8 protein-coding genes are annotated in these 8313 nt (G+C 68.9%); 2 read left to right on the forward strand and 6 right to left on the reverse strand.

Going from position 1 to position 8313, the window contains the following annotated elements; translation table 11 throughout:
* Positions 1–13 precede the first annotated feature (13 nt).
* Both F9K34_RS14915 and F9K34_RS14920 read left to right on the forward strand, forming a co-directional pair.
* Positions 14–601 (forward strand): SH3 domain-containing protein, encoded by a 588-nt coding sequence (locus tag F9K34_RS14915; RefSeq protein WP_436405753.1) that lies wholly within the window; start codon positions 14–16, stop codon positions 599–601.
* Positions 602–661: 60 nt separating this feature from the next.
* Positions 662–1543: a cation diffusion facilitator family transporter gene (locus tag F9K34_RS14920; protein ID WP_291337870.1), complete on the forward strand. Its 882-nt coding sequence runs from the start codon at positions 662–664 to the stop codon at positions 1541–1543.
* Positions 1544–1565: 22 nt separating this feature from the next.
* Here the strand turns inward: F9K34_RS14920 and F9K34_RS14925 are convergent, their stop codons facing one another.
* The 6 genes from F9K34_RS14925 to xdhC form a co-directional block, all read right to left on the reverse strand.
* On the reverse strand, positions 1566–2852 hold the full coding sequence (locus tag F9K34_RS14925) for an NAD(P)/FAD-dependent oxidoreductase (RefSeq protein WP_291337872.1): 1287 nt from the start codon (positions 2850–2852) through the stop codon (positions 1566–1568).
* A 180-nt stretch (positions 2853–3032) separates the two neighbouring features.
* Entirely contained in the window at positions 3033–4118 is a 1086-nt protein-coding gene (locus F9K34_RS14930; RefSeq protein WP_291337874.1) for a BMP family ABC transporter substrate-binding protein, read from the reverse strand.
* A gap of 49 nt (positions 4119–4167) precedes the next feature.
* The gene (locus F9K34_RS14935) at positions 4168–5100 is read right to left on the reverse strand and encodes an ABC transporter permease (protein WP_291337877.1); all 933 of its coding nucleotides are present in this window, start codon (positions 5098–5100) and stop codon (positions 4168–4170) included.
* Positions 5100–6188 (reverse strand): ABC transporter permease, encoded by a 1089-nt coding sequence (locus F9K34_RS14940; RefSeq protein ID WP_291337879.1) that lies wholly within the window; start codon positions 6186–6188, stop codon positions 5100–5102. Before F9K34_RS14940 ends, F9K34_RS14935 begins: the two co-directional genes overlap by 1 nt.
* Positions 6175–7725, reverse strand: coding sequence for an ABC transporter ATP-binding protein (locus F9K34_RS14945; RefSeq protein ID WP_291337882.1), 1551 nt, complete (start codon positions 7723–7725; stop codon positions 6175–6177). The genes F9K34_RS14940 and F9K34_RS14945 overlap by 14 nt, the downstream gene beginning before the upstream one ends.
* Positions 7726–7733: 8 nt before the next feature.
* On the reverse strand, positions 7734–8313 hold a 580-nt coding region (gene xdhC / locus F9K34_RS14950; RefSeq protein WP_291337881.1), incomplete at its 5' end, for a xanthine dehydrogenase accessory protein XdhC.

Raw genomic sequence — 8313 nt, forward strand, 5'->3', positions numbered from 1 at the left:
CGGTCGGCAGAAAATACAGGCAAGCTATGAAACCAGTTGGGTTCCGGCGTCCGTTCTGGCGTCATCTCCTCCTCGCGGCAGCCGGCGTACTCGTGACCGCGGGCGCGCCGCGAGCGGCCGAAACACACCGTCCGGGGCCGCCGCAGCGGCCACCGCCGCGACCACCGCCGCGGCCCGCGGGCCGGTCACGAACATGCCCCTGCCGCGCTTCGTCTCGCTCAAGGCGGCCGAGGGCAACGTCCGGCGCGGCCCGAGCCTCGAACACCGCATCGACTGGGTCTTCCACCACCGTGACCTGCCGCTGCGGGTCACGGCGGAGTTCGGCCACTGGCGGCGGGTGGAGGACAACGAGGGGCAGGGCGGCTGGATCTACTACACGCTCCTCTCCGGTGTCCGCACCGTGCTGATCGAGGCCGAGGGCACGGCGCTGCGTTCCCGGCCCGACGCGGCTGCGCCCGTGGTGGCCGAGGCGCAGGCGGGCGTGATCGCCCGGCTCGGCGAATGCCGGCCCGACTGGTGCCATGTCTCCGCCGGGGGGGAGAAGGGCTGGGTCGCCAAGGCCGCGCTCTGGGGCGTTGCCCCCGATGAAGTGCGCGAGTAGGCGCGGCACCGCGTCCGGTTGCGTCGCCCGGATGCCCTGCTAGAACCGGCATCCAGGATCATGGCGCAGAACCAGACATCGCTCAACCTGTCGGCCGGCATCGCCTCCGTGGCGGTGGCGCTGGCGCTCGTCGCGCTGAAGCTCTGGGCGCTTGGCACCACCGCCTCGCTCGCGGTCGCCGCGTCGCTTGCCGACAGCGCGCTTGACCTCATGATGTCGGCGGGCGGGCTCGCCGCCATCGTCTATGCGGCCCGCCCCGCCGACGAGGACCACGCCTTCGGCCATACATCGGTCGAGGACCTCGCCGCGCTGGCGCAATCGGTCTTCATCGTCATCTCCGGCGCGGTGATCGGCTGGTCCGCGGTGGCGCGGCTTCTCAGCGACACGCCGTCACGGCTCGCCGGCGAGGGGGGCGGGATCGCGGCGATGGCCGTGTCGATCGTGCTCACCCTCGCGCTGGTGCTCTGGCAGCGGCGCGTGGCGCGGGCGACAGGCAGCAAGGTAGTCGCGGCGGACTCGCTCCACTACCTCTCCGACCTTCTCCCCTCGATCGGCGCCATCGCCTCGCTCTGGGTCTCGCACCGGTTCGGGATCGGCCAGGTCGACAGCGTCGTCGCGCTCGCCGCCGCGGTCATGCTCGTCCTCGGCGCGCTCCGGATCGGCAAGGGCGCCTGGGACGCGCTGATGGACCGCAGCGCCGACCCGGCGGTGATCGAGGGGATCGGCGCGATCGCGCGGGCCTACCCCGGCGTCCGCGGCTTCCACGACCTCAAGACCCGCACGGCCGGGAGCCGGGTCTTCGTGAACATCCATATCGAACTCGACGGCGGCCAGACGCTGCGCGAGGCCCATGCCATCGGCGCGGGCCTCCGGCGGAGGATTCTTGCCGCCTATCCGCAGTGCGACGTGATCGTGCACAAGGACGTGGCGCGCGAGAACTGAGCCCGCCCGCGGACCCCGCCGCTCAGCCCTTTCTCGGTTCCTTCAGCTTGTCAATGCCGAGCATCTTCATCGTCGCCTTCTCGTAGAAGGGCTCGGATGTGCCCTTCTTGACCTTGCGGATGAAGTATTTCTCGAACCCCACCTTGGCGAGGTGGACCCACTTGCCCGAGGACGCCCAGTTGACGTTGCGCGGCGGGATCTGCGGCTGGGCGACGAAGGCCACGCCCGAGTCGCCGAAATCGGCAAGGCAGACGGCGTTCCAGGTGCCGACCTCGTCGGGCTCCTTCCCCCGCAGGATATTGCCGAGGTTGTGCGCCGTCGCGGTGACCATGCTCTCGATCATGAAGCCGGTCTTCGGCACGCCGCAGGGGACCGGGGTCGGCCCCATCGGCGGGATGGCGATACAGACGCCGATGCCGAACACGTTCGGGTACTTCGGGTTCCGCTGATGCTCGTCGACGATGACGAAGCCGCGCGGGTTCACCAGCCCCTCGATCCCCATGATCGGCTTGATGCCTCGGAAGGCCGGCAGCATCATGGCGAAGCCGAAGGGCAGTTCCTTCTCGGCCTTCACGCTGCCGTCGTCGGCGATCTCCTCGACCACCATCTTGCCTTCCTCGACGCGCTTCACCCGGGTCGAGGTCATCCACTTGACGTGCTTCTCGCGCATCTCGGATTCCAGAAGGCCCTTGGTGTCGCCCACGCCATCAAGCCCGAGGTGGCCGATATAGGGCTCCGAGGTGACGAAGGTCATCGGCACCTTGTCGCGAAGCTTGCGGCGCCTGAGCTCGGTTTCGAGGATGAAGGTGAATTCATAGGCCGGACCGAAGCAGGACGCACCCTGCACCGCGCCGACGATGATCGGACCGGGTTTCCTGCAGAAGGCCTCGAAGGCTTCCCACGCCGTCTCGGCATGGTCCACGTGGCAGATCGACTGGGTGTGTCCGCCATGCGGCCCCAACCCTTGGATCTCGTCGAAGGCCAGTTCCGGCCCCGTGGCGATGATGAGGTAATCGTAATTGATCGAGCTGCCATCGACGAGCGCGATGCGGTTTTCCTCCGGGTGCAGCTTCTCGGCCGCGACCGTCCTGAACTCGATCCCCTTCTTGCGCATCGTCTCCGCGAGATCGACGGTGATGTCCTCGCGCTTGCGCCAGCCCACGGCGACCCAGGGGTTTGAGGGTACGAAGTGATAGGCCGGGTCCTTGGTGACCACGGTGATGCGGTCTTCCTTGCGGATTTGGTCGGCCAGTTCATAGGCCATGATCGACCCGCCGAGCCCGGCCCCGAGAATTACGATATGCGCCATGCCAGTCCTCCCACGGCAATGCCGCCGGCCCTCGCCTCAGAGTCGCATTGCCGAGTCGTACTCATATATAAATTTCGGAATACGTTTTTGATCTGTGTCAAAGCGGCGCAGGCCGGGGCCAAAAGGCAGACGGCCCCGCAGCCGGCAAGGCGCGGGGCCGTCCGGTCCGCCGCGGCGGGCCTACTTCGGGATGTCGCCGGTGATCCCCTCGACGTAGAAGTTCATGCCCAGAAGGTCGCCGTCGGGCGCGGTCTGCCCCTCGGCCAGCCAGTCCGATCCGTCCTGCTTCTTCAGCGGGCCGGTGTACGGGTGATAGGTGCCCGCCGCGATCGCGTCGCGCAGCGCCTCGGCCTCGGCCTTGACCTCGGCGGGAATCGCATCGGTGATCTCGCCGATCAGCACCTCGCCGCCGGCGATGCCTTCCCAAGCGTCGGCCTGTTCATAGGTCCCGTCGAGCAGCGCGCCGACGCGCTTCACGTAGTAGGGGCCCCAGTTGTCGATGATCGAGGAGACGCGGGGCGACGGCTTGTACTCGGCCATGTCGGAGGCCTGGCCGAAACCGATCACGGCGCCATTGGTCTTGGCGGCCTCGGCCAGCGGCGCGGTGGAGTCGGTGTGGGACGCGATCACGTCGACGCCCTGGTCGATCAGCGCCTTGGCGGCATCCGCCTCCTTCGCCGGATCGAACCAGGTATAGGCCCAGACGACCGAAAGCTCGACGTTCGGGTTTACCTTCTTGGCATGGATGAAGTAGCTGTTGATCCCCATGACGACCTCGGGGATCGGGAACGAGGCGATGTAGCCGATCTTGTTCGTCTTGGTCATCCGCCCGGCGATCGTGCCCTGCACCGCACGGCCCTCGTAGAACCGCGCGTTGTAGGTCGAGACGTTCGGGTGGTCGCGCTTGAAGCCCGTCGCGTGTTCGAACTTCACGTCCGGAAACTTCGCGGCTACCGCGTTCGTCGCGTCCATGTAGCCGAAGGAGGTGGTGAAGATGATGTTGCAGCCCGACAGCGCCATCTGGGTCAGCACCCGCTCGGCGTCGGCCCCCTCCGGCACGCTTTCCTGGTAGGCGGTCTCGACCTTGTCGCCGAACTCGGCCTGGACCTGCTTGAGGCCCTCGTGGTGCTGGAAGGTCCAGCCGCCGTCACCGATGGGACCGACATAGACGAAGCAGGCCTTCACCTTCTCCATCTGTGCCTCGGCCGTGCCGCCGAGCGCGATGAGGCCCAGGGCGGCCGTGGCCAGTAGCGTTCTTCTTTTCATTCCCTCTCTCCTGTTGGCGGGGCCCTTCGGACCCCTTGGTTGCGCCGCCTCAGCGCGAGGCGTGGAAGTTCTGACCGAGGCTCGCGGGCGCGTTCAGGCCCGCGCGGCCCCGGCCGGACGACATGATGACCAGCACGAGGATCGTTATCAGATAGGGCGACATCGACAAGTACTCGACCGGGATGCGGCTGCCTGCAGCCTGGAGGTTCAGTTGCAGCACCGTGATCCCGCCGAAAAGCCAGGCCCCGACGAGCACGCGCCAGGGTTTCCAACTGGCGAAGACCACGATGGCAAGCGCGATCCAGCCCGCGCCGGCGGTGATTCCGTCGGTCCATTGCGGCACGCGGACGAGGGAGATGTAGGCCCCGCCCATCCCCGCCATCGCCGCGCCGAAGAGGATGGCGAGCACCCGGATACGGACGACCTTGTAGCCGAGCGCGTGCGCGGCGTCGTGGCTTTCGCCGACCGCCCGCAGGATTAGACCCGCGCGCGAGTATCGCAGCACCGCCCAGACCGCCGCGACGATCGCAACGGAGGCATAGACCACCCAGTCATGGCTGAAGAGTACGCGGCCGAAGAACGGGATCTGCTCCAGCGGTCCGAAGGGCAAGCTCGGCGTGCGGGGCGGCTTTATTCCGTTGTAGCCCTGGCCCATGAGGCTGGAGAAGCCGAGCCCGAAGAGCGTGAGCGCGAGGCCCGTCGCCACCTGGTTGGCGAGGAAGACCTGGGTGAGGAGCGCGAAGACGAGGCTCAGCGCCATCGCCCCGAGAGCGCCGCCGAGAAAGCCGAGTGCCGGGCTTCCGGTATGGACGGCGGTGATGAAGCCCGAGATCGCTCCCATGATCATCATCCCCTCGACGCCGAGGTTGAGAACGCCGGCCTTCTCCACCACGAGTTCCCCGATCGCTGCAAGAAGGATCGGCACGGCCGCCACCATGAGCGAGGCGACGAGGATGGCCGGGTTGATGCCGAAGAGTTCCATCAGCGAGCCTCCTTCACGAAAGCGGCGATGCGGACGCGGTAGTTCGACAGCACATCGACCGCGAGCAGGAAGAAGAGGAGCATCCCCTGGAACACCCGGATCGCCGCGGACGGGAGCCCGAGGTTCGTCGCCGCCATCTCGCCACCGACATAGGTCAGCGCCATGAGGAGCGCGGCGAGCAGGATGCCGACCGGATTGAGCCGCCCGAGAAAGGCGACGATGATCGCGGTGAAGCCGTAGCCCTGGTTGAAGTCGATGGAGATCTGCCCCGCGGGCCCTGTCACCTCGAAGAGCCCGGCGAGTCCGGCCAGCGCGCCCGATGCGCCGAGGCAGAAGATGACGAGCCGGTTCGGGCGCACGCCGGCGAAGCGCGCCGCCCGCGGAGCCTGGCCCGCGAGCCTGATCTGGAAGCCAAGGAGGTGGCGCTGCAGGAGGACATAGGCCGCGATCACCACGATGAAGGCCGCGACGACGCCCCAGTGCATCCCCGTCCCGGCGATCAGTTCGGGGTTTCGCGCGGCCGGATAGGACGAGAAGTTGCGGCTGCCCGGAAAGCCCGCCCCCTCGGGGTTGCGCAGGAAGCCGGTCGCCGCCTTCGACAGGATCGTCTCGGCGACATAGACGAGCATCAGCGAGACGAGGATCTCGTTGGTGTTGAACCGCGTCTTCAGGAGCGCCGGGATCATCGCCCAGAGCCAGCCGCCGAAGCCGCCGGCAAGGATCATCAGGGGGAAGATCCACCGGCTTTCCGTCGGATAGACGGCGAGCCCGACCGAGGCGCCGAAGATCGCGCCCATGATGTATTGCCCCTCGGCCCCGATGTTCCAGATGCCGGCCCGGAACCCGAGCGCGAGGCCGACCGCGATGAGAGCGAGCGGCCCCGCCTTCACCAGAAGCTGGCCGCGCAGGTAGAAGGCGTATTCGCCCAAGAGCGGGTCCCAGAAGATCGTGCGAACGACCGCCACCGGGTCCTTTCCGAGCATGGCAAAGAGCGCGCCACCCGCGATCATCGTGAGGAGGACGGCGAGGAACGGTGTTCCCCAGGCCCAGGCCCGCGACGGGGTCGGGCGTTTCTCAAGTCTCAGCATGGGCCACCTCCGCCGCGTGAACGTCCGCCTTGTGCATCCCATGCGCGCCACCGAGCATAAGACCGATCCGCTCGAGCGTCAGTCCCGCCACCGGGACCGGCGCCGAGAGCCGCCCCTCGTTGAGCGCCGCGAACCGGTCGGCGATCTCCAGGATCTCGTCGATGTCCTGGCTGATGACGACGACGGCCGCGCCCTTGGCGGCCCGGTCCAGCAGCGCCTGCCGGATGAAGGCCGCCGCGGCCGCGTCGACGCCCCAGGTCGGCTGGTTGACGACGATGATCCCCGGTTCCTGCAGGATCTCGCGACCGAGCACGAATTTCTGCAGGTTGCCCCCCGACAGCGCCCGGGCCGCCGTCCCGGTGCCGGGGGTGCGCACGTCGAAGGTCTTGACGACGGCCTCGGCGAAGGCGCGCGTGCCCGGCCAGTCGATGAACCCGCGCCGCACCAGCCCCTTGCGCACCGCGCCGGACAGGAGCGCGTTCTCGACCAGGCTCATGTCGGGCGCCGCGGCATGGCCGAGCCGCTCCTCCGGCGCCGTGCAGAGCCCCGCCTGCCGCCGTTCGTTCGGCCCCAGGTGCCCGATGCCGCGCCCGTGCACCCGGACGACGTCGCGTCCGGTGCGCGCCTCGCCGGACAAGGCGGCCAGCAACTCGTCCTGGCCATTGCCCGCGACCCCGCCGATGCCGAGGACCTCGCCCTGCCTGACCTCGAAGCTCACCTCTTTCAGGCTGGTGCCGAAGGCCGAGGGCGAGGCGACCGACAGCCGCTCCACCGTCAGCGCGACGGGGCCGAGCTCGCCGGTGGCGCGCGCGGGCGCATTGAGGCTCGCGCCGACCATCATCTCGGCCATCGCCCGCGCCGAAACCTCGCGCGGGACGCAGGTGCCCACGACCTTGCCGCGCCGGAGGATCGTCGCGGCGTCGCAGAGCGCGCGGATCTCCTCCAGCTTGTGACTGATGTAGAGGATCGACGTGCCCTCGGCCGCGAGCTGGCGGAGCGTCCCGAAGAGGATCTCCACCTCCTGCGGCGTCAGCACGGACGTCGGCTCGTCCATGATCAGGAGCTTCGGGTCCTGGAGGAGGCAGCGCACGATCTCCACACGCTGCCGTTCCCCGGCCGACAGATCGCCCACCAGCCGCGCGGGGTCGAGCGGAAGGCCGTAGCCCTCCGAGACCTCGCGGATGCGCGCCTCGAGGTCGCGCATCGGCGGCGGGTCGTCCATGCCGAGTGCCACGTTCTCCGCGACGTTCAGCGCCTCGAAGAGCGAGAAGTGCTGGAACACCATCGCCACGCCCGCCGCCCGCGCCGCCCTCGGCTCGGCGGGCGCATAGGGCGCGCCGCGCAGCGACATGTGCCCCTCGTCCGGCTTCACGAGGCCGTAGATCATCTTCACCAGCGTGGACTTGCCCGCGCCGTTCTCGCCCAGAAGCGCGTGGACCTCTCCGGCGCCGATGCGGAAGGTCACGTCGTCGTTGGCGCGCACACCGGGATAGGACTTGCCGATCCCCTCGATGGCCAGAAGCACGTCCGCAGAGATATCTTGTGTCACGCTTCGCGCTCCCTCTTCCGTGCCACCGCGCCAGGCCCCCGCAGGAGGTCTGCCGCCACACCGACCGCGATCGCCTGCGGATGCTTGCCGAAGGCGGGCTCCCCGATCGGGCAGCGGATGCGCGCGATCTGCGCCTCACCATGCCCGAGCGCCGCCAGCCGCGACCGGAACCGCGCCCATTTCGTGGCCGAGCCGATCAGCCCGGCCGCGGCGAATCCGCGGCCGAGAAGCCGGTGGCAGAGTTCGAGGTCGAGCGCGTGGCTGAAGGTGACGATCAGGTGCTCCGCCCCCGCCGGCGCCTCGGTCACCAGCGCCGCCGGGTCCGCCGCGACGCGGTGCGCGACGCCGGCGGGCAAGGTCTCGGGGAAGCGCCCGGCGGCCGTGTCCACCCAGGTGATGCGGATCCCCGGCAGGGGTGCCAGCACCGCGACGAGCGCGCGGCCGACATGCCCGGCGCCGTAGAGCCAGAGCGGCCGGGCGGAGCGGCGCACGATCTCCACCACCCGCCAGCCGCCGTTCTGTTCCTCGACCCAGCTGGCCTTGCGGTTGGCGAGTTCCGCGGTCCAGATTTTCCGC

The sequence above is a fragment of the Albidovulum sp. genome (assembly GCF_008933605.1).
GTDB lineage: Bacteria > Pseudomonadota > Alphaproteobacteria > Rhodobacterales > Rhodobacteraceae > Albidovulum.

Excerpts from the sequence above, each read along its gene's own strand:
- F9K34_RS14920 (WP_291337870.1), top strand. The coding sequence starts at position 662 with ATGGCGCAGAACCAGACATCGCTCAACCTGTCGGCCGGCATCGCCTCC.
- F9K34_RS14925 (WP_291337872.1), bottom strand. The coding sequence starts at position 2,852 with ATGGCGCATATCGTAATTCTCGGGGCCGGGCTCGGCGGGTCGATCATG.
- F9K34_RS14930 (WP_291337874.1), bottom strand. The coding sequence starts at position 4,118 with ATGAAAAGAAGAACGCTACTGGCCACGGCCGCCCTGGGCCTCATCGCG.
- F9K34_RS14935 (WP_291337877.1), bottom strand. The coding sequence starts at position 5,100 with ATGGAACTCTTCGGCATCAACCCGGCCATCCTCGTCGCCTCGCTCATG.
- F9K34_RS14940 (WP_291337879.1), bottom strand. The coding sequence starts at position 6,188 with ATGCTGAGACTTGAGAAACGCCCGACCCCGTCGCGGGCCTGGGCCTGG.